We start from the raw sequence: 24689 nt of genomic DNA on the forward strand, positions 1-24689 counted from the left end.
CGGCGGACTTCCCCTACGGAGCACACGTGTGTACGTCGCATGCCCATGAACAGTGCGAGGCCGCCCAGGCCGACGCCGGACGACGCGGTTTCCTGAGGGCGACCGCGCTGCTGGGCGCCGCCGCCACCGCCTCGGTCGTCCTGCCGGCCGCCGGCGCCGAGGCGACGCCGTCCGCGTGGCGCCCCGATCCCGACAGCCGCCGCTTCACTCTCGCGGTGATGCCCGACACCCAGTACCTCTTCGACGGACCGAGCATCGACAAGGCACCCGTGGAGGCGTCCCTGCGCTACCTCCTGGAGCACGGCAGGGACGAGAACATCGTCTTCCTGTCGCACCTGGGCGACCTCACGCAGAACGGCACGAAAGCCGAAGTCAGCGCGATCAGCGAGGCGTTCACGCTGCTGGACCGGCGCGGGGTCGGCTACAGCGTGCTGGCGGGCAACCACGACGTGCGGTCGTCGACGACCGACCAGCGCGGAGCGAGCCCGTACCTGGACGCCTTAGGCCCGGACCGCTTCGCGGGCCGCCCGGCCTTCGGCGGCGCCTCCCCGGACGGCTACAACACCTTCCACCTGTTCCGGGCCGCCGGCCGGGAGTGGATGGTGCTGGCACTGGACTGGCGGCTGTCGCCGCAGGGGTACGCGTGGGCCGCCGACGTGCTGGCCCGGCACCCGGGGACGCCTGTCGTCCTGACCACACACGAGCTGGTCGTGGCGGACGACGCGCTGTCGGCGTACGGGCAGCAGTTGTGGGACCGGCTGATCAGGGACCACGACCAGATCTTCCTCACCCTCAACGGCCACTACTGGCCCGCCGGACGGGTGACCCGGAGGAACGCGGCGGGGAACGACGTCCACCTGCATCTGACGAACTACCAGAACCGCTACTTCGGCGGCGCGGCGATGATCCGTCTCTACCGTTTCGACCTGGACCGGAACGTCATCGATGTGGAGACGGTCTCCCCCTGGATCCTCGGCCGGGCCGCGAAGGGCCTCAACGAGCTGGAGCGGCAGGAGATCGAGCTGAGCGGTGACGCCGACCGGTTCACCGTCGGCATCGACTTCGCGGAGCGGTTCGCCGGCTTCGCCCCCGAACCGGCGCGGCCCGCACGTCCGGTGCCGAGGATGCTGGTCCCGGGCACGGTGGCGTACTGGCGCTTCGAGTCGCCCGCGGGGGGCACCGTCCGTGACCTGTCCGGACGCGGCAACGACCTCGCCGTCGTCACCGTCGGTGGCGGGTCGCTGGGCTGGTCGGCCGACCACCACCCCGACCAGCCCGGCCACGGCAGCCTGGAGTTCCAGGGCCACAAGTCGCCGCTGAGGGGGGCGTACCTGCGGACGGTGGACGGGGCGCCGCTCAACTCGGCAACGTTCGAGAGCGGGTACACCATCGAGGCCTTCTACCGGCTGCCCGCCGACTGGGACGCCGCGCACCACGCCTGGTCGGGGCTGGTCGGCCGCACCGGAACCGGCGGGGCCGCCGGGAAGACCGGCGACGACCCCGACGAGCCGCTGGCCACACTCTCCCTCTCCAACGATCGCGAACCGCAGTGGGCGATGCGTCCGCTCAACCAGGAGGGCATCGCCACCAACTGGGGCCAGGAGACGCCGCTGGAGACCTGGTGGCACCTCGCCGTCGTCAACGACGGCCGGCACACCACGCTCTACGTCGAGGGCTGCCCGGTCGTCCGCAACCCGAAGGCGAGGTCGGTCGGCATCACCTCCGTGGGACTGCCGTGGCTGCTCGGCGGTTACGCGTACGGCGGGCAGATCGACCAGATCCTGCACGGTCGGCTCGGCGACGTCCGGATCGTCGAACGGGCGCTGCCCGTCACCTCCTTCATGAACCACTGAGCCCCACCCCGAGCCCGAGCACCACCCAGGGCCCGAGCGCCGAGCCCCGATCCCCGAGCCCCGAGCCCCGAAAGAGAGTCATGGCCGAGCAGCAGCTGCCTTCCTGGGCGGATCCGTCCGTATCCTCCGCCGATCTCGACGCACAGGGTGCGTCCAGACGCCAACTCCTGCGGGCAGCAGGCCTGTTCGGTACCGCGTTCGCGCTCGGGGCGGCGGCGGCCGGCCGGCGTCCGCCGCGGCCTCGGCCGCCTCGGCGGTGAGGACCCGCGCCTGGGCTATCTCGTCGGCGACCATCACATCCACACCGTCTACAGCCACGACGCCAAGTACACGTTCTCGCAACTGGCGGCGGCGGGCGCGGCGTACGGCCTGGACTGGATGGTCTTCACCGAGCACTCCAACCTCGGGCACGCGCGGTACGGCGCTTCGCTGGAGCACGACGAGATCGTCAAGGCCCGTGCCGAGAACCCGCGCCAGCTGATCTTCCAGGGCCTGGAGTGGTACATCCCGGCCGCCGAGCACGCCACGGTGTTCGCGGCGCCCGGTCCGCACGAGGTCGACCTGCTGACCCGTTTCGAGACCGCTTACGACGGCAAGCTCCTCGGCTACACCCAGGGGGCCGCCGGGGCCACGGACACCGCCCGCAACGAGGCCCACGCCGTCAGGGCCATCCAGTGGCTGGCGCGACAGCGCCGCACCGGCTACGTCGACGACGTCCTGGTCCTCGCCAACCACCCGATGCGCCTCGGCATCGACTCCCCGCACGAGATGCGCGACTGGCGGGACGCGGCCCCCGAAATCATGATCGGCATGGAGGGCGCACCGGGCGCCCAGGGCGCGGCCGTCCCCGGCCTGCGCGGTCCGACGTCGATCCGCGGCGAGTACGAGAACAAGCCGACGGCACAGTCCTGGACCGGGTATCCGGCGGACGCCTATCTGACGTACGGCGGTTTCGACTGGGCGACGGCGACCGTCGGCGGGCTGTGGGACGCGCTGCTCTCCGAGGGCAGGGTCTTCTCCGTCACCACCAACTCCGACGCCCACCGCATCGTCTCCGACACCTGGAGGAACGGCGACTGGGCACCGGGGCAGAACTTCGACACCACCGGCCGGCTGCCCGACCCGGTGAACACCGACACCCCGCAGCCGGGCAGCGACTTCTGGCCCGGCCAGTTCAGCCGCACCCACGTCGGCGTCACCCGGCACGGATACCGCTCGGTGATGGCCGGACTTCGGGCCGGCCGGGTCTGGCTGGACCACGGGCATCTGCTCGACGGGCTGGAGGTGCGGCTGAAGCGCGAGCACGACCACGGGCGGGGCGTCACGCTCGGCGGCCGGCTGCGGGTCCGCAAGGGTGAGAGGCTCACCCTGAACATCACCGTCACCAGCGCCTCCCGCCCCAACTCCCAGGGGGTCCTGCCGGAGTTGGCACACGTGGACGTCATCCGGGGTGCGGTACGCGGCCCGGCCGCCGACCGGGACGACTGGCGGGCACCCGACACCAAGGTCGCCTGGTCGAAGGACGTCTCCGGCCGCAAGGGGACGTACACCCTGCGTGTCCCGCTGACCGCGGGCGAGGAGTCCTTCTACGTGCGGCTGCGGGGCAGCGACGGGAACCGCCACGGAACCGGTTACCTCGGTGCCGCGGTCGACCCGCACGGGCCGGTCCCGCACACCCCGGGCGACGGCGACCCGTGGGCCGACACCTGGTTCTACTCCAACCCGGTCTTCGTCGACGTGGTGGGCCGCTGAGCGGGGTACCGACCGGGACGCTGGACGGCCGAGCGGGCGGAGAAGGCGGCCGCGGCGTCCACGCGGGCCGACCCCGCCGGCGGACGCCTCGGCGCGGCGTCCGCTCGACCCCGTGCCCGCGTCCCGATCCGGCGTGGAGACGCGGTCGCGCTCGGGACGGAACGGCTGGTGGCACGAAGCGGCCGGACCGCTCGATGCGACCGGGTGGCGAGGGCCCTCAGGCGTAGAACCGCGACAGGCTCTGCAGCACCGCGGCCGGCTTCGCGCCGCCCTCGATCTCGATCGCGCGTCGACGGCGATCTGCACCCCGCCCGGCACCCCCTCCACCTCGGTGAGCCGGGCGGTGAGGCGCAGGCGGGAACCGACCTTCACCGGCGAGGGGAAACGGACCTTGTTCAGGCCGTAGTTGACCTTCGTGGTGACGCCCTGGACGTCCAGCAGCTCGGTGAAGAGGGGGATGAAGAGGGACAGGGTGAGGTAGCCGTGGGCGATGGGGGCGCCGAAGGGGCCGTCCTTGGCGCGTTCCGGGTCCACGTGGATCCACTGGTGGTCGCCCGTGGCGTCGGCGAAGGTGTCGATGCGCTCCTGGGTGACCTCGATCCAGTCGCTGGTGCCCAGGTCGCTGCCTGCCAGCTTCTTCAGCTCGTCGAGGCCGTTGACGGTGAGGCTCATGTGGCTGTCCTACCTTTCGCCGGGGGTCGTTGCCGACCGGCTAGGAATTGGTGCCGAAGCGCTTGCGCACCCGGGACTTGAGGAGCTTCCCGGAGGCGGTGCGCGGGAGTTCGTCCGCGATGACGACCGACTTCGGGATCTTGTACTTGGCGAGCCGGCCGACGAGCGAGGCCAGGACCTCGTCGGGATCCGGCGAGACACCCTCGCGCGGCACGACCACCGCCCGCGGTACCTCACCCCACTTGTCGTCGGGCACGCCGATGACGGCGCACTCGACGATGTCGGGGTGGGTGAGGAGCAGGTCCTCGATCTCGGCGGGATAGACGTTCTCACCGCCCGAGATGATCATGTCCTTCATACGGTCGACGATGTACACGTAACCGTCCTCGTCGACGCGCGCGGCGTCCCCGCTGCGGAACCAGCCGTCGGCGAAGGAGGCGGCCGTCTCCTCGGGCAGCCCCCAGTAGCCGGGCATGACGTGCGGGCCGCGCACCATCACCTCGCCGGTCTCGCCGGTCTCGACGGGTACCAGGTCGGGACGGACCACCCGTACGTCGCTGAAGAAGTGCGGGACACCGGCCGAACCCGCCTTGGAGAGCGCGTGTTCCGCGTCGAGGAAGAGGGTGCCGGGGGCGGCCTCGGTCATGCCGTACCCCTGGAGGAAGGTCAGCCCGCGTTCCTGGTAGGCGGCGATGAGCGGGGTGGGGACCGGGGAGCCGCCGCAGGTCAGGATGCGCAGGGAGGACAGGTCGGCGTCCGGCCAGCGCGGGTGCCGGGCGATCTGGTCGAACATCGTGGGCACCCCGAACATGAAGGTGACGCGGTGGCGTTCGACGAGGTCGAAGGTGGTGTCCGGGTCGAAGGACCCGACCAGGACGCAGGTGCCGCCCTTGAGCAGGACCGGCAGGGTGAGCATGTTCAGTCCGGCCGTGTGGAACAACGGCGCGGAGACCAGCGCCCGTTCGTCGGCGATGAGGTCGGTGTCGACGAGGACGTTGAGCGCGTTCCAGGTCAGGTTGCCGTGGGTGAGCATGGCGCCCTTGGGGCGGCCGGTGGTGCCCGAGGTGTACATGATGATGCAGGTGTCGTCGGGGCCGACCGGCTCGTCGATGGGGTCCTCCGCGGCCGACGCGAGCGACTCCTCGTACTCGGCGCCGACCTCGAGGTAGGTCCGGATGCCGGTACTGCCGGGCAGTCCCGCCACCAGTCCCGCGTAGGCCGGACCGTAGACCAGGGCCTTCGCGCCGGAGTCGGTGAGCTGGTAGGCGATCTCGGGCCCGGCCAGGCGGATGTTGAGCGGCACGAAGACCGCGCCGAGGGTGCCGGCCGCGAACAGGGTCTCCAGGTAGGAGGGGTGGTTCGGACCGAGGTAGGCGACCCGGTCGCCGCGCCGGACGCCCCGGGCGCGCAGGGTGTGGGCCAGGCGCGTGGTGCGCGTGTGCAATGTGCGGTAGTCGGTCGACCGCTCACCTCGGAACGTCGGCAGATCTCCGTGGACCGTCGACAGCTCACCGTGAACCGTCGACGGACCGCTGCGGGCCTTAGGCAGATCACTGCCGACCGTAGACCGCTCACCGGCGATCGTAGACACGTCACCGTCGCCGGTCGGCCGCTCACCGCGGACCGTCGACGGGTCACCGTGGATCAGGGCCGTGCGGTGCGGGGTCTTACGGGCCCGGCGTGCGGGCCAGGATCCCAGTCCCTCGTTGCGCATCTCCACGCCCCTTCACGGTGTGGTCAGCCCGAGCAGCCGGGCGGCGTTCTCCTTGAGGATCTTCGGCCTCACCTCGTCCTTGATCGTCAGTTTGCCGAAGTCGGCGAGCCAGCGGTCGGGGGTCAGGACGGGGAAGTCGGAACCGAAGAGGACCTTGTCCTTGAGCAGTGTGTTGGCGTACTGCACCAGCTGCGGCGGAAAGTACTTGGGCGACCAGCCGGACAGGTCGATGTGCACGCCCGGCTTGTGCGTGGCGACGGCGAGGGCCTCGTCCTGCCAGGGGAACGACGGATGCGCCAGGATGATCTTCAGGTGCGGGAAGTCGGCGGCCACGTCGTCGACGTGCAGCGGGTTGGAGTACTTGAGCCGGATGCCGCCCCCGCCGGGCACGCCGGCGCCGATGCCGGTCTGGCCGGTGTGGAACAGGGCGATGGCGCCGGTCTCCTCGATCACCTCGTACAGCGCGTACGCCACGGCCCGGTCGTTGGGGAAGAACCCCTGGATGCTGGGGTGGAACTTGAAGCCCTTCACCCCGTACTCCTCGACCAGGCGGCGGGCCTGACGCACCCCCGCCTTGCCGCGGAAGGGGTCGATGGAGGCGAAGGGGATGAGGACGTCGGCGTTGGCGGCGGCCGCCTCGGCGACCTCCTCGTTGGGGACGGGGGCGGTGCCGGTCGCGGACTCGGCGTCCACCGTGAAGATCACGGCGGCCATCCTGCGCTCGCGGTAGTAGCGGGCCGTCTCCTGAAGGGTCGGCTTACGCTCGCCTTCGACCTTGAAGTAGGCGGAGGAGGCGTCGTGCAGGTCGTCGTCGAGGGAGGAGTGGCCCTGGGAGGACACCTCCGCGTGGGTGTGGACGTCGATCGCGACGAGGTCCTCGACGTTCATGGAGGGAGCCATCACGCCTCCGGGAACTGGGGCGCCGGGATGCCGACGGTCTGGAGTTCCGCGCCGACCGAGGTGGGGAAGGCGTCGGCCAGGCCGTCCGGGGTCCAGCCGCCGTCGGCGTAGGCCGTGCGGATCTCCTGCGGATGCGACCAGAGTGCCACCTTGTCGCCGCCGATGCCGATGGCCTGTCCGGTGACGGACCGGGCGGCGTCGGAGGCGAGGAAGGGGACGAGGGCCGCGCAGTCCTGGGGGGTGCCGAAGCCCTCACCCTTGCGCAGGAAGGCGGGCAGGGGCTCGCCGTCCTTCATGGCCTCGACGTAGGGGGCGAAGGCGGGGACGGTCTCGGTCATCGCGGTGGCGGCGACCGGGACGATCGCGTTGACGGTGATGTCCGCGCGGCCGAGTTCCATGGACCAGGTGCGGGCCATGGCGGCGATGCCGGCCTTGGCGGCGGCGTAGTTGGTCTGCCCGAAGTTGCCGCGCTGGCCGGCCGGGGAGCCCACCAGGATCAGCGTGCCGCCCTCGCCCTGCTCGCGCATCCGTACGGCGGCGGCGCGGGCGCAGGTGAAGGTGCCCTTCAGGTGGGTGGTGATCACCGCGTCGAAGTCGTCGTCGGTCATCTTCCACAGCACCCTGTCGCGCAGGATGCCCGCGTTGGTGACCAGGACGTCGAGCCGCCCGAACTCCTCGACGGCACGGTTCACCAGCCGGTCGGCGGCCTCGGTGGTGCCGACGGCGACCACCTCGGCGACGGCGGTGCCGCCCGCCTCGGTGATGGACTTCACGGCCTGCTCGGCGACCGCCTCGTCCATGTCGTTGACGACCACGCGGGCGCCGTGGGCGGCCAGGGCGTGCGCGTAGGCGAGGCCGAGGCCCCGGCCGCTGCCGGTGACGACGGCGACCTTGCCGGTGAGATCGATGCTGGGCACGACGGTGTCCCTTCACATGGGTCGGCCGCACCTCGACGCGGGGTGCGGCCGCATTCGGGGGTGCGGCTTCGAGATCGAAGCTAAGAGCAATAATTGTTGTCGTCAATAGTTGTTGTCGACCTTGCATGTGCGTCATGCTGGAATGCGCCATGACGAGACCGCCCTCCGGGGCCGACACCAGGGAGCCCGCCATCGCCCGCCAGGACGACACCGTGAACGCCACCCCGATCGACGCGGACGAGCCGTGGATGCGCGGACTGCACGCCGACACCGGTTACCTGCTCTACCGCCTGGGACTGCGCTCGGGGCAGTTGTTCAACACGTCCCTCCAGGAGTCGGGGCTGCGTCTGCGCCACTACGCGGTGCTGCGCTTCCTGGCGACGGCCGAGGGCGCGCTCCAGCGCGAACTGAGCACCCGCCTCGGCTACGACCCGAGCGCGATCGTCGGCCTGGTCGACGACCTGGAGAAGCTGGGCTTCGCCGAACGCCGCCCCGCCCCGGACGACCGCCGCAGCCGGATCGTCGTCCTCACCGAGGACGGCCGCGCCTTCCTGCGCGGCACCGACGCGGCCGGCCGGCGGGTGACCAACGACCTCCTCACCCCACTCGACCAGGCGGAACGCGCCACGCTCCACACCCTGCTGCTGCGCATCGCGGAGGACGGACTCGACTGATGTCGTGCGGATCGTCCACGACGACCGCACCACCGCCCGCGTTCACGGGGCGCCGGGTCCGCCGCGCCGGCGCCGGCCGCGCTGAACCCGTGGGCCGCCATGCCCGTGAAGCGGTGGTGACGACGACGTCGCCGCGCCCCGTTGAAGCCGAGGAGACCCCGTGCCATGACCGACCGCTCCGCGCCCGACCGGCTGCTGTCCGTGCTCGCCGCGTTCGACCACGCGCACCCCGCGCTGACCCTGACCGACATCAGCCGGCGGGCCGGGCTCACCCTCACCACGGCGCACCGGCTGGTGACCGCCCTGACCGGGTGGGGTGCGCTGGAGCGGGACGCGTCCGGGGTGTACCACGTCGGCCTGCGGCTGTGGGAGATCGCGGCGCTGGCCCCGCGCGGCCTGGCCCTGCGCCAGGCCGCGCTGCCGTATCTGGAGGATCTCTACGAAGCCACCCACGAGAACGTGCAGTTGGCGGTCCGGGACGGCTCCGAGGTCGTCTACACGGAGTGGCTGTCGGGGCACTCGGCGGTCGGTGTCCACATCCGGGTGGGCGCCCGCTGGCCCCTGCACGTCACCGGCGTCGGCCTCGCGCTGCTGGCCCACAGCCCGCCCGATGTGCAAGCGGCCTACTGCGAGGCGCCGTTGAAGGCCTGCACCGACCACACCCTCACCGATCCGCGGCGGTTGCGCCGGGTACTGGCCGAAGTACGGCGCATCGGGGTCGCGGTGAGCAGCCGTCAGGTCACCGACGACGCCCTGTCGGTGGCCGCGCCGGTGCGCGGTCCGGACGGCGCGGTGGTCGCGGCCGTGTCGGTCGTCGTGCCGTACGCCGACGCGCGGGTCCCGGTCCTGGTGCCGGCGGTCCGGCTCGCGGCCCGCGGAATCTCCCGGGCGCTCGGCTGGCAGCCGGACTGACCCGACCCTGACTCTTGACGGCCGGGGCGCCGAGGAGCACATTGACGGCACTTTGAGAGCGCTCTCAAACACGGGGCGCTGTCGAAGGCACCCGCGCACGAACACTCCGTACCCGAGAGGCACTCCCCACCATGAGCGAATCCTCCGGCACACCACCTCGCAGACGGCGCTCCCTGCGGCGGGCACTCGTCGCCCTCGTCGGCACACTGGGCCTCGCGGCGGCCGCCGCCACCCTCACCTCCCCGTCCGCGAACGCCTCCGCGCCCACTCCGCCGGCGGGCTGGTCACAGGTCTTCCTCGACGACTTCACCGGCGCCGCCGGCACCGGCGTCAACACCTCCAACTGGCAGTACGCCACCGGCACCTCCTATCCGGGCGGCCCCGCGAACTGGGGCACCGGCGAGGTCGAGACGATGACGAACAGCACGAGCAACGTCTCGCTCGACGGCAACGGCAACCTGCGCATCACCCCGCTGCGGGACTCCGCGGGCCGCTGGACCTCCGGCCGTATCGAGACCAACCGCACCGACTTCCAGCCCCCGTCCGGCGGCAGGATGCGGGTCGAGGCCCGGCTGCAGATGCCCAACGTGACCGGCACCGCCGCCGAGGGCTACTGGCCGGCGTTCTGGATGCTGGGCGCGCCCTACCGCGGCAACTACCACAACTGGCCCTCGGTCGGCGAGCTGGACATCATGGAGAACGTCCAGGGGCTGAACAGGGTCTGGTCGACGATGCACTGCGGGACCAATCCCGGCGGCCCCTGCAACGAGACCACCGGCATCGGCAACTCCACCCCGTGCCCCAACACCACCTGTCAGTCCGGCTTCCACACCTACACCATGGAGTGGGACCGCTCGGCGACCCCCGAGGCGCTCCGCTTCTTCGTCGACGGCGTCAACTACCACACCGTGACGGCGACTCAGGTCGACGCCACGACCTGGAACAACGCGACGAACCACGGCTTCTTCATCATCCTGAACGTGGCGATGGGCGGCGCCTTCACGGACGCGTTCGGCGGCGGTCTCGACGGTGACACCCGCTCGGGCGTGCCCATGGTCGTGGACTACGTGCAGGTCCTCCAGGCGGCGGGCGGCGGCGGGGGCGGTACGACGCCTCCCCCGACCGGCAACCGCGACGCCTACGCCGCCGTCCAGGCCGAGTCGCACGACGGTCAGTCCGGTGCGGTCACCGAGACCACCACCGACACCGGCGGCGGCCAGAACATCGGTTCCCTCGCCAACGGCGACTGGGCGCTGTACCGCGGCGTCGACTTCGGTTCCACGGCGGCCAGGCAGTTCAGCGCCCGGGTGGCGAGTGGCGTGGCCGGCGGGGCCAGCGGTCTCGTCGAGGTGCGCCTGGACAGCCGTACCTCCGCACCGGTCGGGAGTTTCGCGCTGGCCAACACGGGCGGCTGGCAGTCGTGGCGGACGGTTCCGGCGAACATCACCCCGGTGACCGGAACCCACGACGTCTATCTGACCTTCACCAGCGGCCAGCCCGCCGACTTCGTGAACGTGAACTGGTTCACCTTCGGCCACTGACCGCGGCACGCGTCGACCCGGCGGCGTTTCAGCGCAGTTCCGCGCGGAACGCCGCCGGTGTCGTGTCCGTGTGCTGGTGGAAGAACTTGGAGAAGTTCGCCGGGTCGGGGAAGCCCACCGCCGCGCCGACCCGGCCGATCGGCAGCTCGGTGTGGGCCAGGAGCCGCTTCGCCTCCAGGACGACCCGTTTGTCGATGAAGCCCTTGGGGGTCTCGCCGGTCGCGGCGCGCACCGCGCGCACCAGGGTGCGGCGGGAGTACCCGAGCGCGTCGGCGTACGCGCTGACGCTGTGGTTGACGGCGAAGTCCCGTTCCACGGCCTCGCGGAAGAGGGTGAAGGTGGTGTCGGTCCGGCGGCGGGCCGCCTCCGCGGAGCTGGCGGCGAGATGCGCGAGGCGCAGCAGAAACGCCGTCAGGGAGTGCCGGAGCACGGAGGTGTGCAGGCTCAACGGCAGGGTCTCGGTGGCGAGGTCGTCGTACTCCTGTTGCAGGTACGCCAGGGCCGCGCGCAGGCCGGCCGACTGGGCCTCGTCGGGGTGCAGCAGCGGCGGCAGGTCGTAGCGGTACAGGCCGGTGGCCTCGACCGTGGCGCGAGGCAGGAAGCCGGGTTGCATGGCCAGCACGGTTCCGCGGTACTCGCTGGTCTTCGAGAAGCGGTGGACCTGGCCCGGGCGGATCCACAGGACGTCTCCGGCCGTCGCCTCGTGCTCGGCGAAGTCGACCATGTGACGGACGGACCGTCGGTGAAGAGCAGGACGATGTGGAAGTCGATCCGGTGCACGCGCTCCAGCGGCGCGTCGGCGTGCCAGGTGCGGCCGGCGCCCATGGGGCCGACCTGCATGCCGACGCCGCCGACGCTGAGGCCGACCGGGAAGGGGAACGTTCTGATCCCGTCACCGTCTTCGACGGTTGTGTCCGCCATGTCCGTCTCGTGCCGCCTCGTTCGTGCCCGGCGCCGCCGGGGTGTCCCACTTTCACCACAGCCTGACACACGGGGACCTTCCCCCGAAAAAGTCAGACTTTTACTCTTGAACGCATCAGACCAGCCACTTCGCTCGCACCGAGGATTTCTTGAAGATGAGCACGCAGACCCCGGACAGCTTCGAATGGACCGAACTCGACCGGCGTGCCGTCGACACCGCACGCCTGTTGGCGGCGGATGCCGTGCAGAAGGTGGGCAACGGCCACCCCGGCACCGCGATGAGCCTCGCGCCCGCCGCGTACACGATCTTTCAGAAGGTGATGCGACACGACCCGGCGGACCCCGAGTGGGCCGGTCGTGACCGCTTCGTCCTCTCCCCCGGGCACACCTCGCTGACCCTGTACACGCAGTTGTACCTGGCCGGCTACGAGCTGGAGCTGGAGGACCTCAGGGCGTTCCGCACCCACGGCTCGAAGACGCCGGGCCACCCCGAGTACGGGCACACCGCCGGTGTGGAGACCACCACCGGGCCGCTCGGTCAGGGCGCCGCCAACGCCGTCGGCATGGCGATGGCCGCCCGCTACGAGCGCGGCCTGTTCGACCCCGAGGCCGCCGAGGGCACCTCGCCGTTCGACCACACCATCTGGGCGATCGTCTCCGACGGCGACCTCCAGGAAGGCGTCTCCGCCGAGGCCTCCTCGCTCGCCGGCCACCAGAGGCTCGGCAACCTGGTCTTCCTCTACGACGACAACCACATCTCCATCGAGGGCGACACCGCGACCGCCTTCTCCGAGGACGTCCTGAAGCGGTACGAGGCGTACGGCTGGCACGTGCAGCGCATCGAGCCGCTGGAGAACGGCGACGTCGACGTGCACGCCCTGTACGCCGCCCTGACCGCGGCGCGGGCCGAGACGGCACGCCCCTCGATCATCGCGATGCGCACGATCATCGCCTGGCCCGCGCCGAACGCGCGGAACACCGAGGCCTCCCACGGCTCCGCCCTCGGCGACGACGAGGTGGCCGCCACCAAGCGCCTCCTCGGCTTCGACCCGGAGAAGTCCTTCGAGGTCCCGGGCGACGTGCTCGCGCACACCCGCACCGCCCTCGACCGGGGCGCCGAGGCGCACGCCGCCTGGGACAAGCGGCTCGACTCCTGGCGCGGCGAGCGGCCGGAGCGGGCGCGACTGTTCGACCGGGTCCTCGCGGGTCAGCTCCCCGAGGGCTGGGAGGACCACCTGCCCGTCTTCGAGGAGGGCAAGGCGGTCGCCACCCGCGCGGCCTCCGGCAAGGTGCTCCAGGCGCTCGGCCCGGTCGTCCCGGAGCTGTGGGGCGGCTCGGCAGACCTGGCCGGTTCCAACAACACCACCATCGACAAGACCTCGTCCTTCCTGCCGCGGGGCAACCCGCTGCCCGAGGCCGACCCCTACGGCCGCACGGTCCACTTCGGCATCCGCGAGTTCTCGATGGCCGCCGAGATGAACGGCATCGCCCTGCACGGCAACACGCGCGTCTACGGCGGCACCTTCCTGGTGTTCTCCGACTACATGCGCAACGCCGTCCGCATGTCGGCGCTGATGCAACTCCCGGTGACGTACGTCTGGACGCACGACTCCGTCGGTCTCGGCGAGGACGGCCCCACCCACCAGCCGGTCGAGCACCTGGCCTCGCTGCGTGCCATCCCCGGCCTGAACGTCGTACGGCCCGCCGACGCCAACGAGACGGCGATCGCCTGGGCCGAGATCCTCCGCCGGCACGGCACCCGCCCGGCACCGCACGGTCTGGCCCTCACCCGTCAGGGCGTGCCCACGTACGCGCCGAACGCGGACGCGGCGAAGGGCGGTTACGTCCTCGAGGAGTCCTCGAAGGACACCCCGGACGTCGTCCTGATCGCCACCGGCTCCGAGGTGCACCTCGCGGTCGCCGCGCGGGAGACGCTGGAGGCGGAGGGGATCGGCACCCGGGTGGTGTCGATGCCGTCGGTGGAGTGGTTCGAGGAGCAGTCGCCCGCGTACCGCGACAGCGTCCTGCCGCCGTCGGTGAAGGCCCGGGTCGCCGTCGAGGCGGGCATCGGCCTCACCTGGCACCGCTTCGTGGGGGACGCGGGACGCATCGTCTCCCTGGAGCACTTCGGCGCCTCCGCCGACGCCGGGACGCTGTTCGCCGAGTTCGGCTTCACCCCCGAGAACGTCGCCGCCGCGGCCCGGCCGCCCTCGATGCGACCACGAGCGTGGCGCACGCACGTGGTTGATCCGATCGCCAGAAAGAAGATGATCACAGTGTCCGAAGCAACCGCCGCCGCGGGAGCCCTGAAGCGCCTCTCCGACGAAGGCGTCTCGATCTGGCTGGACGACCTGTCCCGCGAGCGGATCACCTCCGGCAACCTCGCCGGGGTCGTCGCCACGCGGCACGTCGTCGGCGTCACCACCAACCCGTCCATCTTTCAGGCCGCCATCGGCTCCGGCGAGGGTTACCAGGAGCAGCTCGCCGACCTGGCCGTGCGGGGCGTCACGGTCGACGAGGCCGTACGGATGATGACGACCGCCGATGTGCGTGCGGCCGCCGATGTCCTGAATCCCGTATACACGTCCACGGGTGGCCGCGACGGCCGCGTCTCCATCGAGGTCGACCCCCGGCTGGCCCACGAGACCGCGGCCACCATCGCCGAGGCCAAGCAGCTCGCCTGGCTCGTCGACCGCCCCAACGTCATGATCAAGATCCCGGCGACGAAGGCCGGTCTCCCGGCGATCACCGAGGTCATCGGCCTCGGCATCAGCGTCAACGTCACACTGATCTTCTCGCTGGAGCGCTACCGCGAGGTCATGGACGCCTACCTGGCCGGCCTGGAGAAGGCCGCCGCGCGGGGCATCGACCTGTCGACGATCCACTCCGTCGCCTCCTTCTTCGTCTCCCGCGTCGACGCCGAGATCGACAAGCGCCTCACCGTCCTCGGCACCGACGAGGCCCTCGCGCTCAGGGGCCGGGCCGCGCTCGCCAACGCACGTCTGGCGTACCAGGCGTACGAGGAGAGGTTCGGCTCCGCCGACGACACGACGCGCGGCGGAGACCGCTGGACCGCCCTCGCCGGGGCGAGGGCCAACAAGCAGCGTCCGCTGTGGGCATCCACCGGTGTGAAGGATCCTGCATACAAGGACACGCTGTACGTCGACGAACTCGTGGCGCCCGGCACCGTCAACACCATGCCGGAGGCCACGCTGAACGCCACCGCCGACCACGGCGTCATCACCGGCGACACGGTCACCGGCGGCTACGCGCAGGCCCACGCGGACCTCGCCGCCGTCGAGGCGCTCGGCATCTCCTACGAGGAGGTCGTCACCCGGTTGGAGGACGAGGGCGTCGCCAAGTTCGCGGTGGCGTGGCAGGACCTGCTGGACGCGGTCACGAAGTCCCTCGACACCAGGGAACTCGACGCAGAGGGACCCGACACCGAAGGAGCTGACGCGGAATGAGCACTGCCGGCATGGACACCGCCTGGGACAACCCGTTGCGGGATCCCCGCGACCGGCGCCTGCCCCGGATCGCCGGTCCGTCCGGGCTCGTCATCTTCGGCGTGACCGGCGACCTGTCCCGCAAGAAGCTGATGCCCGCCGTCTACGACCTGGCCAACCGAGGCCTGCTCCCGCCGGGCTTCTCGCTCGTCGGCTTCGCCCGCCGCGACTGGGAGGACCAGGACTTCGCGCAGGTCGTCCACGACGCGGTGCGCGAGCACGCGCGGACGCCGTTCCGGGAGGAGGTCTGGCAGCAGCTCGCCGAGGGCATGCGGTTCATCCCCGGTGACTTCGACGACGACTCGGCGTTCAAGCAGCTCCGCGACGCCGTCGAGGAGCTGGACCACTCCCGCGGCACCGGCGGCAACTTCGCCTTCTACCTCTCCGTACCGCCGAAGTTCTTCCCCAAGGTCGTCGAGCAGCTGAAGAAGCACGGCCTGGCGAACGCCCCCGACGGGTCGTGGCGGCGGGCGGTCATCGAGAAGCCGTTCGGGCACGACCTGTCGAGCGCGCAGGAACTCAACGCGATCGTGCACGACGTGTTCGAGCCGGACCAGGTGTTCCGCATCGACCACTACCTGGGCAAGGAGACCGTCCAGAACATCCTGGCGCTGCGCTTCGCCAACCAGATGTTCGAGCCGATCTGGAACCGGTCGTACGTCGACCACATCCAGATCACGATGGCCGAGGACATCGGCATCGGCGGCCGGGCCGGCTACTACGACGGCATCGGCTCGGCGCGCGACGTCATCCAGAACCACCTCCTCCAGCTGATGGCACTGACCGCGATGGAGAGCCCGCCTCCTTCGACGCGGCCTCGCTGCTCGCCGAGAAGCTGAAGGTCTTCAAGGCCGTGAAGCTGCCGGAGGACCTCGGCAGGCACACCGTGCGGGCGCAGTACGCGGGCGCCTGGCAGGGCGGCGAGAAGGTGCGCGGCTATCTGGAGGAGGACGGCATCGACCCGTCCTCCACGACGGACACCTACGCCGCCGTCCGGCTGAACGTCGACAACCGCCGCTGGGCGGGCGTGCCGTTCTACCTGCGCACCGGCAAGCGGCTGGGCCGCCGGGTCACCGAGATCGCGGTCGTGTTCCAGCGGGCGCCGCACTCCCCCTTCGACTCCACCGCCACCGAGGAACTCGGTGCCAACGCGATCGTCATCCGAGTCCAGCCCGACGAGGGCGTCACGGTCCGCTTCGGCTCCAAGGTGCCGGGCACGTCGATGGAGATCCGGGACGTGACGATGGACTTCGCGTACGGCGAGTCCTTCACGGAGTCCAGCCCGGAGGCGTACGAGCGCCTGATCCTGGACGTGCTGCTCGGCGACGCCAACCTGTTCCCGCGCCACCAGGAAGTGGAAGAGTCCTGGAGGATCCTCGACCCGATCGAGGAGTACTGGGCACGGCACGGCAGGCCCGCGCAGTACGCCTCGGGAAGCTGGGGACCCGAGGAAGCCGACGAGATGCTCGCACAAGACGGACGGAGCTGGCGCAGGCCATGAAGATCGACCTGACCGACACCACGGCAAGCAAGATCAACAAGGCGCTGGTGCAGGGTCGCCGCGCCATCGGCACACCGGCCGTGGGCATGGTCCTGACGATGGTGATCGTCACGGACGAGGAGAACGCCTACGACTCGATCAAGGCGGCCGAGGAGGCCTCGCACGAGCACCCCTCGCGCACCCTGGTCGTCATCAAGCGGCACGCCCGCACCCCCCGGGAGCGCACGCAGTCGCGCCTCGACGCCGAGGTCCGGGTGGGTTCCGAGGCCGGCACCGGCGAGACGGTCATCCTGCGGACGTACGGCGAGGTGTCGGAGCACGCCGACTCCGTCGTGCTGCCGCTGCTGCTGCCGGACGCCCCGGTCGTCGTGTGGTGGCCGGTGGACGCGCCGCAGTACCCGGTCAAGGACCCGCTGGGCGCGCTCGCCCAGCGCCGGATCACCGACATGTACGCCGTCGAGCGGCCCCTCCAGGCCCTGGAGGCGCGCGTGAATTCGTACGCGCCCGGCGACACCGACCTGGCGTGGACCCGGCTCACGCCGTGGCGCTCCATGCTGGCGGCGGCGCTGGACCAGGCGCGGACGCCCATCGTGTCGGCGGCCGTGGAGAGCGAGGCGGACAACCCCAGTGCGGAGTTGCTCGCGCGCTGGCTGGAGGCCCGGCTGAACGTGTCGGTCGAGCGGGTGGAGACCGCGGGCCCGGTCGTCACGGCCGTCCGGCTCGGCACCGAGAACGGCGAGGTCGTCATCGACCGCCCCGAGGGCCCGCTGGCCACGCTGTCGCTGCCCGGCCAGCCCTCGCGCAGCCTCGCGCTGAAGGTCCGCCCCACCTCCGAACTGATCGCCGAGGAGCTGCGGCGCCTCGACGCCGACGAGATGTACGCCGTCGCCCTGCGGGGCGAGGGCACCAAGGAGACCCCCTCCCATGTCTGACACACCCCTGCTCACGCGGCGGCCCGAGTGGGCCGCGCTGGAGGACCACCGCGCCCACCGGCAGGCGCATCTGCGCGAGTTGTTCGCGGCGGACCCCGGGCGCGCCGAGCGGTACGTCGTGCGCGTCGGTGACCTGCGCATCGACTATTCCAAGCATCTGATCACCGATGAGACCCTCGCGCTGTTGCGCGAGCTGGCCGCCGCCACCGGCGTGTCGGTTCGCCTCCCGCCAGGAGGACTCGCCCCAGATGAAGATGATCGCGGCGCTGCGCAACCAGTTCGGCGGCCACGCCGTCGAGTCGTCGAAGTAGGCCCGGCCAGGTTCTGCGATGGTCCCGCCCCCACGGCCTCATGGGCGTGGGGGTGGCCTCCGTCGGGCGGACGGAGGGGGAGCCTGACGGACCGGCGCACCCGCCGGACCGACCTGCCGCCCACCGCGCACGGCGAGGAACTAGCCGAGTTCCTCGCCCCACTCCTCTCCGGCCGAAACCTGTGGCCGGACGGCGCGCCAACCCGGCCCGGACGGCCATCCCGGTGAGTCGCCGCAGGCGGCCGGGGGGCGCGCGACGGGGTGCCGGGCCGGCTGCTCCTGGCCAAGACCGTCGTCGCCGGTGTGACGAGGACGGTCAGCCGCCAGTAGCCGGGCCGGTGGCCGGTGAGTGGGTGCCGGGAGGCCGGGCGTCGGGTCAGCGTGGGGTGTGCTGGGCGGCCAGCCGCACCGGCGCGTTCACGGCGCCGTAGCCCTGGTAGCCGCCGTCGCGCTGGACGAGTTCGAAGAAGACGCGGCCGACGGTGCGGGTGTAGCAGTGCCGGAAGACGCCGTGCGCGTCCCGGTCGTAGAGGATGCCCAGTTCGCGGTACGTCGCCAGCTCGCCGTCGGCGAACTCGTGGCGGGCCGCCAGGTCGTCGTAGTAGTTCGCGGGGATCGGCAGGAGGTGGCCGCCGGCCTCGGTGAAGCGGCGGGCCGCCGCGACCACGTCGGGGGTGGCCAGGGCGATGTGCCGGGCGTGGGCGGTGTCGTCGCCGGGTGCGGCGCCGACCGTGAGGGGGATGCGGACGGCGCCGTCGGCGGTGCTGACGGCACGGCTGCGCAGCAGTCCGTAGGGGTCGGCGACGTCGACGCTCTCCTGGGCGTCGAGGCCGAGGACGGCACGGTGGAAGAGGACGGCCTCGTCGAAGTGGTGCCAGGGCTGGGTGAGGGAGAGGTGGTCGATACGGACCCCGTCCCGCGGGGCGGCGACGCCCGGCAGGTCCACGAAGTCGCCGCGCCAGTCCGGCAGTCGCGGCCGGTTCGTCGCGCACAGGAAGAGTTCGGTGCCGTCGGGGGCGGCTACGGCGTCCAGCGGGGCGTCCTCGGCGCGCGGCGGCGGGGCAGGACGGGGGCGAGGAGGGCCTCGGCGCGGCGGGCGGCACCGGCCGGGTCCGGGGACTCCAGGCCGACGGCGGCCAGGCAGGTGCCGTCGACGGGGGTGCCCCCGCCCGAGCGGCGCCGGGAAGGGGGGAGGGCGGCCGAGCCGGTGTTGACCAGGACGCGGGCCTCCCCCCGCTCCCACAGCTCGACGGGTTTGCCGCGGTGGCGGGCGGTGCGGGCGAAGCCGAGCGCGCCGAGCAGGGAGGTGACGGGCTCGGCATCGGGGGTGACGAGTTCGGCGAAGGCGACACCGGTGGGCACGACCGGTGCGGGCAGGGCGCCGAGGCCCACCTCTTCCTGGAGGACGAGCAGGGAGCGGCGGGCGTCCACGGCGGTCGGGCCGGCCTCGGCCTGCCGGAACACGTCGTTGAAGACCTCCAGGGAGAGCGGGCCGTCGTAACCGGCGCGCAGCACGTGCCGCAGCAGGCCCGCCACGTCGAAGCCGCCCTGGCCGGGGAAACGGCGGTGGTGGCGGGACCACTGGAGGACGTCCATCGCCGGCAGGGGCGCGTCGGCGAGCTGGAGGAAGAAGATCTTCTCGCCGGGGATGTCCTCGATCGACTTGGGGTCGGAGCCGCGGGAGAGGATGTGGAAGCTGTCCAGGCAGGTGCCGAGCGCGGGATGTCCGGCCGCCTCCACGATGCGCCAGGCGTGGTCGTACGTGCTGACGTGCCGTCCCCAGGCGAGCGCCTCGTAGGCGACGCGGACGCCGAAGTCCTGGGCGAGGTCGGCGAGTCGGGCGAGCTGTTCGGCGGCGAGGGCGTCGTCGTCCGCGGCGAGCGGGGAGACGCTGGAGCAGACCAGGACGGTGTCGGCGCCGAGCCGGTTCATCAGGGTGAACTTGGCGCGGGCGCGGCGCAGGTTGCGGGCGAACTCGTCGGCGGGCACGGCCTCGATGTCCCGCATCGGCTGGTACAGGTCGATGGTGAGGCCCAGGTCGGCGCAGCGGGCGCGGACCTCCTCGGGGGCGAGGGGGCTGGCGAGCAGATCGTTCTCGAAGATCTCGACCCCGTCGAAGCCCGCGCGGCCGCGGCCGTGAGCTTCTCGGTGAGGGAACCGCTCAGGGAGACGGTGGCGATGGATGTACGCACCTGGTGTACCTCTTCCTTCTTCCTGGCCACGCTCGGCACAGCGATCGGGAACCGCCTTCGGCGAACGCGGTGCCGCTTGCGGGGACCGCGTTCGGTAGCCGCGTGCGTGGTACCGCTGGCGGGGACCGCGTTCGGTAGCCGCGTGCAGCAACCGCCTCACCGCGTCACCGCGTCGGGGAGCCGCTTTCAGCAGCCGCTTCGGGAACCCGTCGGACCGTCCGGGCTATTCGGGGACCGGGATCGCGCCGGCCAGTTCGGCGATGTCCGCGAGCATGCGCGGGCTGTCGGGTTCCCGGCCGGTGAAGAGCCGGAACGCGTCCACAGCCTGGAAGACGGCCATCCCGCCGCCGTCCAGAACGGCGCAGCCCTGGGCGCGGGCGGTGCGCAGCAGCTCGGTCTCCAGAGGTCGGTAGACGACCTCGGCGACCCACAGGCCGGGGTGCAGCAACTGTGCCGGGAAGGGCAGGCCGGGGTGGGCGGCCATGCCGGTAGGGGTGGCGTGGACGATGCCGTCGGCCCGCGCCAGCAGAGCGGCGAGGCGGTCCGGGGTCGCCGAGTCCGCCCGGCCCGCGCCGAAGTGCCGGTTGAGGGAGTCGGCGAGGGCGGCGGCCCGTCGGGGCAGCGCGTCCACGACGGTCACCCGGCCGGCCCCGAGGGTGAGCGTTGCGTGCGCGACGGCCGCGCCCGCGCCGCCCGCGCCGAGCTGCACCACCCGCTCCAGCGGTGCGTCGGGCAGACCGCGTGCGAAGGACGCGGCGAAACCGGTCACGTCCGTGTTGTGGCCGACGGCCCTGCCGTCCTCGAAGACGACGGTGTTGACCGCGCCCAGCGCCTCGGCCTGGGGGGCGAGCCCGTCGAGGTGCTCGATGACGAGTTGCTTGCACGGGTGCGTGATGTTCAGTCCGTCGAAACCGAGGTCGCGCGCGGCCCGTACTAGATCGCCCACCGCCTCCGGCGGCACACCGAGCACGTCGATGTCGAGCAGCCGGTACAGATAGCGCAGCCCCTGCCGGTCCGCCTCCCGCTGGTGCAGCGCCGGGCTGAGCGACGGGCCGATGCCGGAGCCGATCAGTGCGACGAGATACGAGTCCTGCGTCACGTGGGACACGTCCTTGGTCACGGCGGACCTCCTGAGCGGGCGAAGTGGGCGAAGGGAGCGAAGAGGGGATGGTTAATGTACGAACTGGTGAGTTAGTCATAACACCGAGTCGGGTCATGAGGGAAGACCTCTCGCCGTACGAGGGCACGGGGGCTTCTAGAATCACGGCACGCCGAATGGAAGCGCGCCCTACGCCCGAAGGAACCCGATGACCAGCGTCGACGAACCGGCACGACCCAACGGGCGGATCCGCGACGCCGCCCGCACCCAGGCCGAGATCCTCGACGTGGCCACCCAGGAGTTCGCCCGCGCCGGGTACGACGGCGCCCGCGTCGACGAGATCGCCGCCCGCACCCGCACCACCAAGCGCATGATCTATTACTACTTCGGCGGCAAGGAGCAACTGTTCACCGCCGTCCTGGAGCGGGCCTACGGCGTCATCCGGGACACCGAGCAGCAGCTCGACGTGGAGCACCTGGACCCGGTCGCGGCCATCCGCCGGCTGGCGGAGCTGACCTTCGACCACCACGAACAGCACCCCGACTTCATCCGTCTCGTCAGCATCGAGAACATCCACGGGGCCGAGCACATCGCCGCTTCCGAGAAGTTGGGGAAGATCGGCTCCCCCGCCCTCGACGTGATCCGCCGCATCCTGGCCTCCGGACAGGAGTCCGGCCTGTTCACAGCCGATGTCGACGCCGTCGATCTGCACGCGATGATCAGCGCGTTCTGCTTCTTCCGGGTGGCCAACCGGCACACCTTCGGCGCCCTGTTCGGGCGCGACCTGGTCGACCCGGCCCAGCGCGAGCACTACCGCGCCATGCTCGGCGACATGGTGATCGCCTACCTGACGGCGGACCGCGCGGCGGAGTGACGCCGGCGTGACGCCGGTCCGCGGCGGGCCGACGGCGGGAACGCCCCGCGCCGACCGCGCGGGCCGCGACGGGGCACGTGCCAGGTCGTACGGCGGACCCACGGCGAGCCGACCTCGTCGTGCGGGACCTCTTGACACCGGCGAAACGCGGGCGCAACATCCCTACCCAACCGCTACTAACTATCCAGTGCGTTAATTAGCCGGGTAGCGCCCGGCAGAGCCGCCCCGTCACCCCAGGGAACCGGCCCCTTCGTCCCTCCCTCGCCCTCCCTCACTCCGCGTACGTTGGAGTTTCCCCGAAGGAGCACGCCGTGTCCGTCCCCGCAGCGCCCCATGACGCCGCCCCGCCCGGCCAGCCGAAGAAGGCCGCGACCGCCGCCTGGATCGGCAGCGCCCTGGAGTACTACGACTTCTTCATCTACGGCAGCGCGGCGGCGCTGATCTTCCCGAAGGTCTTCTTCGACGAGTCCGACCCGGCCACCGCGACCCTGCTGTCACTGGCCACCTTCGGTGTCGCGTACGCGGCCCGTCCCGTCGGCGCGCTGTTCCTCGGTCACTTCGGGGACCGGGTGGGCCGTAAGAAGATCATGGTGTTCACGCTGATGCTCATGGGCGTGTCGACCTTCCTCATCGGCTGTCTGCCCACCCGCGACCAGGTCGGCACCCTCGCCCCCGTGCTCCTGGTGCTGTGCCGGGTGCTCCAGGGCATCTCCGCGGCCGGTGAGCAGGCCAGCGCCAACTCCATGACGCTGGAGCACGCACCGCCGCACCGGCGCGGCTTCTTCACCAGCTTCACCCTCAGCGGCACGCAGGGCGGTCAGCTCCTGGCCACCCTGGTCTTCCTCCCCATCGCCGCCCTGCCCGAGGAGCACCTGCTGTCCTGGGGCTGGCGGGTGCCGTTCTGGCTCAGCGTCGGGGTCGCCGTCGTCGGCTTCGTCATCCGCCGCAAGCTCGACGAGACGCCGGCCTTCGCCCAGCAGGCGAACAGCGAGGGCGTCGTCAAGCTGCCGCTGGTGGTGCTGCTGCGCGAGCACTGGGCGGACGTGCTGCGGGTCGTCGCGGGCGCGCTCGTCGCCTCCGTCTCCACGATCTTCACGGTGTGGGCGCTGGCCTACGCCACCAGCGACTCGGTGGGGATGAGCCGCTCCTCGATGCTGTGGGTGGGCGCGCTGGCCAACCTGGTCGCGCTGGCGGCGATCCCCCTGTGGGCCACGTTGTCCGACCGCATGGGCCGCCGTCCGGTGTTCCTGGTCGGCGCGGCCGGCAGCGCCGTGGCGATGTTCCTCTACCTGTGGGCGATCTCCACCGGGTCCTACCCGCTGACCATGGTCCTCGGCATCGTCGCCTTCGGCATCGTCTACAGCGCGGCCAACGGGGTGTGGCCCGCCTTCTACGGCGAGATGTTCTCCACCCGCGTGCGGTTGTCCGGTATGGCGATCGGCACCCAGATCGGCTTCGCCGTAGCCGGTTTCGCGGTGACCTTCGCCGCGCAGATCACGGGCCCCGACGGCGACGACTGGTCGGCGGTGGCCCTGTTCACGGCGGCGCTGTGCGTGCCCCCGGTGATCGCGGCCCTGTCGGCGAAGGAGACGGCGAAGCTCCCGACGGAGCAATTGGGCGAGCGCCCGCGCCGGCCGGCAGCCGAGCGGGAGACGGTCACGGCCTGACCGCTCCTGCGCTCCCCCTCGCCTCGCCCTCCTCCGCCCAGCCCCTGGACGCCGGTCACGGCTCCGGGGGCTCGGGCGGGCCGGGCGGGCCACTGGGGGGAACCGTTCGCGGGATCCGCGGCGTTGCGGACCGGTTGCCGGGTGCCTCGGGGCACCGGTTGCTCCCTTCGCGCGGGTCGGGGCGTGCACCCGGGCGCCGCCCGTCGGCTCGCGCAGCAGGCGCTCAGCCGTCGCCGGTCGCCTTGGGGATCCCGTACGCGCGCTCCACCCGGAGGCGGACCACCAGCCGGCGGTCGCGGACCATGGCGGCGCGGTAGTCCTCCCAGTCGGGGTGTTCGCCGAGGACGTCGCGGTAGAGGCGGACGAGTTCCTCGACCGTTTCGTCGTAGGGGTGGGCGGCGACGGGTGAGAGGTCGGCGGCGCCCTCGACGACGGTGTAGGCGCGGCGGTCGGGGGTGGACACGTGGTACGAGGCCCGTGGGTCGCGGCGCAGGTTGCGGGTCTTCGCCCGGTCGTCGGTGACGGAGATCCGGATGACGCCCTCGTCCGGGTAGTGGTGGTGGCTGACGTTCGACAACTGCGGTCGGCCGTCCCGTCTGAGAGTGACCAGTACCCCGTCGCGGCCGTCGGAGAGCAGTGCGAGCAGGGCGGGTTGCGTGTCCTGGGTCATCTCCTCACAACGGTGCGGGACCCGTCCGCATTCCCCGGCAGCCAACGGCGGTAGACCCTGTCCACGGCCCGCCGGTGGACAG

12 protein-coding genes and 9 pseudogenes are annotated in these 24689 nt (G+C 71.6%); 13 read left to right on the forward strand and 8 right to left on the reverse strand.

Translation table 11 applies throughout. The features are described 5' to 3' along the window. Nucleotides 1-26: 26 nt before the first annotated feature. On the forward strand, nt 27-1853 hold the full coding sequence (locus BM536_RS07895) for a LamG-like jellyroll fold domain-containing protein (RefSeq protein WP_073496162.1): 1827 nt from the start codon (nt 27-29) through the stop codon (nt 1851-1853). A gap of 80 nt (nt 1854-1933) precedes the next feature. Continuing rightward, a pseudogene (locus BM536_RS07900) lies at nt 1934-3605 on the forward strand (PHP domain-containing protein). 217 nt (nt 3606-3822) lie between these two features. Here the strand turns inward: BM536_RS07900 and BM536_RS07905 are convergent. From BM536_RS07905 to BM536_RS07920, 4 genes and pseudogenes are all read right to left on the reverse strand, one after another. Continuing rightward, a pseudogene (locus BM536_RS07905) lies at nt 3823-4277 on the reverse strand (MaoC family dehydratase). A gap of 40 nt (nt 4278-4317) precedes the next feature. Beyond that, nucleotides 4318-5991 carry an acyl-CoA synthetase gene (locus BM536_RS07910; RefSeq protein ID WP_245873321.1) on the reverse strand — a complete coding sequence of 558 codons (1674 nt, stop codon included), beginning with the start codon at nt 5989-5991 and terminating at the stop codon, nt 4318-4320. 12 nt (nt 5992-6003) lie between these two features. Further along, nucleotides 6004-6879, reverse strand: coding sequence for an amidohydrolase family protein (locus BM536_RS07915; protein WP_073496178.1), 876 nt, complete (start codon nt 6877-6879; stop codon nt 6004-6006). An 11-nt stretch (nt 6880-6890) separates the two neighbouring features. Beyond that, nucleotides 6891-7808 carry an SDR family NAD(P)-dependent oxidoreductase gene (locus tag BM536_RS07920; protein WP_073496166.1) on the reverse strand — a complete coding sequence of 306 codons (918 nt, stop codon included), beginning with the start codon at nt 7806-7808 and terminating at the stop codon, nt 6891-6893. A 248-nt stretch (nt 7809-8056) separates the two neighbouring features. Between BM536_RS07920 and BM536_RS07925 the strand changes: the two genes are divergently transcribed. The 3 genes from BM536_RS07925 (at nt 8057) to BM536_RS07935 (ending at nt 10935) form a co-directional block, all read left to right on the forward strand. Further along, complete coding sequence (locus BM536_RS07925) at nt 8057-8482, forward strand: MarR family winged helix-turn-helix transcriptional regulator (protein ID WP_073496180.1); 426 nt, start codon at nt 8057-8059, stop codon at nt 8480-8482. A gap of 165 nt (nt 8483-8647) precedes the next feature. Next, nucleotides 8648-9394 (forward strand): IclR family transcriptional regulator, encoded by a 747-nt coding sequence (locus tag BM536_RS07930; RefSeq protein WP_094102743.1) that lies wholly within the window; start codon nt 8648-8650, stop codon nt 9392-9394. A 131-nt stretch (nt 9395-9525) separates the two neighbouring features. Further along, nucleotides 9526-10935, forward strand: coding sequence for a glycoside hydrolase family 16 protein (locus tag BM536_RS07935; RefSeq protein WP_094102744.1), 1410 nt, complete (start codon nt 9526-9528; stop codon nt 10933-10935). Between the two features lie 28 nt (nt 10936-10963). Here the strand turns inward: BM536_RS07935 and BM536_RS07940 are convergent. Then, nucleotides 10964-11856: pseudogene (locus BM536_RS07940) on the reverse strand (helix-turn-helix transcriptional regulator). Nucleotides 11857-12011: 155 nt separating this feature from the next. On the opposite strand from BM536_RS07940, the pseudogene tkt reads away from it, so the two are divergent. The 6 genes and pseudogenes from tkt to BM536_RS42560 form a co-directional block, all read left to right on the forward strand. Continuing rightward, a pseudogene (tkt, locus tag BM536_RS42550) lies at nt 12012-14060 on the forward strand (transketolase); the annotation flags it as partial. 111 nt (nt 14061-14171) lie between these two features. Beyond that, nucleotides 14172-15323: pseudogene (tal, locus tag BM536_RS42555) on the forward strand (transaldolase); the annotation flags it as partial. Between the two features lie 11 nt (nt 15324-15334). Then, nucleotides 15335-16863 (forward strand): annotated as a pseudogene (gene zwf / locus BM536_RS07950) (glucose-6-phosphate dehydrogenase). Further along, nucleotides 16860-17795 (forward strand): glucose-6-phosphate dehydrogenase assembly protein OpcA, encoded by a 936-nt coding sequence (gene opcA / locus BM536_RS07955; RefSeq protein ID WP_073496174.1) that lies wholly within the window; start codon nt 16860-16862, stop codon nt 17793-17795. Before zwf ends, opcA begins: the two are co-directional and overlap by 4 nt. Continuing rightward, nucleotides 17788-18009, forward strand: a pseudogene (locus BM536_RS07960) (glucose-6-phosphate isomerase); the annotation flags it as partial. The gene opcA and the pseudogene BM536_RS07960, both read left to right, overlap by 8 nt. 1 nt (nt 18010) lies before the next feature. Next, nucleotides 18011-18106: pseudogene (locus tag BM536_RS42560) on the forward strand (6-phosphogluconate dehydrogenase); the annotation flags it as partial. Between the two features lie 375 nt (nt 18107-18481). Here BM536_RS42560 and BM536_RS07970 read toward each other — a convergent pair. Beyond that, nucleotides 18482-20297 (reverse strand): annotated as a pseudogene (locus tag BM536_RS07970) (bifunctional sugar phosphate isomerase/epimerase/4-hydroxyphenylpyruvate dioxygenase family protein). 223 nt (nt 20298-20520) lie between these two features. Continuing rightward, nucleotides 20521-21396: a shikimate dehydrogenase gene (locus tag BM536_RS07975; protein ID WP_094102862.1), complete on the reverse strand. Its 876-nt coding sequence runs from the start codon at nt 21394-21396 to the stop codon at nt 20521-20523. 208 nt (nt 21397-21604) lie between these two features. Between BM536_RS07975 and BM536_RS07980 the strand changes: the two genes are divergently transcribed. Both BM536_RS07980 and BM536_RS07985 read left to right on the forward strand, forming a co-directional pair. Beyond that, a complete protein-coding gene (locus tag BM536_RS07980) occupies nt 21605-22270 on the forward strand; it encodes a TetR/AcrR family transcriptional regulator (protein ID WP_073497097.1) in 666 nt (221 codons plus the stop codon). A 311-nt stretch (nt 22271-22581) separates the two neighbouring features. Next, nucleotides 22582-23937: an MFS transporter gene (locus tag BM536_RS07985; RefSeq protein WP_073497099.1), complete on the forward strand. Its 1356-nt coding sequence runs from the start codon at nt 22582-22584 to the stop codon at nt 23935-23937. Between the two features lie 223 nt (nt 23938-24160). Here the strand turns inward: BM536_RS07985 and BM536_RS07990 are convergent, their stop codons facing one another. Then, nucleotides 24161-24607 (reverse strand): TIGR03618 family F420-dependent PPOX class oxidoreductase, encoded by a 447-nt coding sequence (locus BM536_RS07990; protein ID WP_073497100.1) that lies wholly within the window; start codon nt 24605-24607, stop codon nt 24161-24163. Between the last annotated feature and the right edge of the window lie 82 nt (nt 24608-24689).

Origin of the sequence: Streptomyces phaeoluteigriseus (assembly GCF_001896135.2) — a bacterium.
Taxonomy (GTDB): Bacteria; Actinomycetota; Actinomycetes; order Streptomycetales; family Streptomycetaceae; genus Streptomyces; species Streptomyces phaeoluteigriseus.